The sequence below is a fragment of the Ruegeria sp. AB8 genome (genome assembly GCF_056542605.1).
The window spans coordinates 1-1,281 of the sequence record NZ_JBQGAB010000093.1 but is presented as its reverse complement, the minus strand read 5'-3'; the positions used below and the strand labels follow the sequence as shown (position 1 = coordinate 1,281).

2 protein-coding genes and 1 pseudogene are annotated in these 1,281 nt (G+C 56.8%); all 3 read left to right on the top strand.

All coding sequences use genetic code 11. The features are described from left to right. Positions 1-270 precede the first annotated feature (270 nt). Positions 271-333 (top strand): annotated as a pseudogene (locus ACR0CG_RS23875) (hypothetical protein); the annotation flags it as partial. 37 nt (positions 334-370) lie between these two features. Beyond that, positions 371-667, top strand: coding sequence for a hypothetical protein (locus ACR0CG_RS23870; RefSeq protein WP_480527989.1), 297 nt, complete (start codon positions 371-373; stop codon positions 665-667). A 10-nt stretch (positions 668-677) separates the two neighbouring features. Further along, on the top strand, positions 678-1,281 hold a 604-nt coding region (locus tag ACR0CG_RS23865), incomplete at its 3' end, for a tyrosine-type recombinase/integrase (RefSeq protein ID WP_480527987.1).

The following is a 1,281-nucleotide window of genomic DNA, read 5'->3' as shown; positions in this document are numbered from 1 at the left end:
TCCCTTCAGCGGCACCACTTTAACATCCAGTTTCGCCCGACTCTGACTGATAGTAGCTTGTATTAGCAGGTCTTCTACTGTCGGTGTGTCCGATGTTGTTCTGCTGCGTACGCTGTAATCTACCCCCAAGTGGGGTACCAAATTGGCGTACGGGCCACACGATGATTGGAAGTACCCCCAATCCCCGTCTTGAGCGACGCACGGATTCGGGCTTTGAAACCCAAGGAGAAGCCCTAAAAGAAGGCCAATTTTGACGGACTATATTTGCTGGTGAAGCCGAACGCTTCGAAACTCTGGCGCTTCAAGTATCGTTGGCTTCAAAAGGAAAAGCTGCTGGCGCTGGGCAGGTATCCTGAAGTGACACTAGCTGATGCGCGACGGAAACGGCAACGCCCGCAGCCTGATCGCAAATGGCGAAGATCCTTCCAGCGTTCGCAAAGACAAAAAAGCCAGAGAAGAGGCAGAGAACAACGCTACCTTCTCCAAGTTGGCAGCGGAACTGCTGGAAAAGAAGCGCAGCGAAGGCCGTGCCGAAGCAACGCTGACAAAGACGGCCTGGCTTCACCGGCTACTTTCCGCAGACATCGGGAAAATGCTGATCGCGAAAATAGCAGCACGGGATATTCCGGTTCCGCTGCAGAAGAGGGAAAAAGGGCAATCACGATAGCGCCGTACGGATGCGATCTGCTGCCGGGGCCGTCTTTCGCTATGCCATCGCCCTGGGCCTCGCGGACAACGATCCGACCTATGGTTTGAAGGATGCCCTGATCAGGCCCCTGGTGCAGCACCGCGCGGCAATCACTGATCCGGCGCAGGTCGGTGCATTGCTACGGTCTATCGACGGGTTTGCCGGTCAAAGAACTACGCGCCTCGCGTTGCAACTGCTCGCGTTGACTGCCCTGCGTCCCGGAGAGTTGCGAATGGCGGAGTGGGATGAGATCGATGAAAGCAAAATGGCGTGGACCGTTGCGGCACATCGCGCCAAGATGCGGCGGCCTCACAAGATACCGCTGTCCCGCCAAACCCTCGATGACTTGAAGGAACTGCGCGACCTGACGGGCTGGGGCAAGTTGCTCTTTCCATCGGTACGTTCATCCAAGCGCTGCATGAGCGACAATACTTTGAATGCCGCGCTGCGCCGCATGGGGTATGAGAAGGACGAGATGACGGCACATGGCTTTCGGGCAATGTTTTCCACATTGGCCAATGAATCCGGCCGCTGGCATCCGGACGCCATTGAGCGAGCCCTCGCGCATGTGGAAAAGAACGAAATCCGCCGGG

Excerpts from the sequence above, each read along its gene's own strand:
- ACR0CG_RS23870 (WP_480527989.1), top strand. The coding sequence starts at position 371 with ATGCGCGACGGAAACGGCAACGCCCGCAGCCTGATCGCAAATGGCGAA.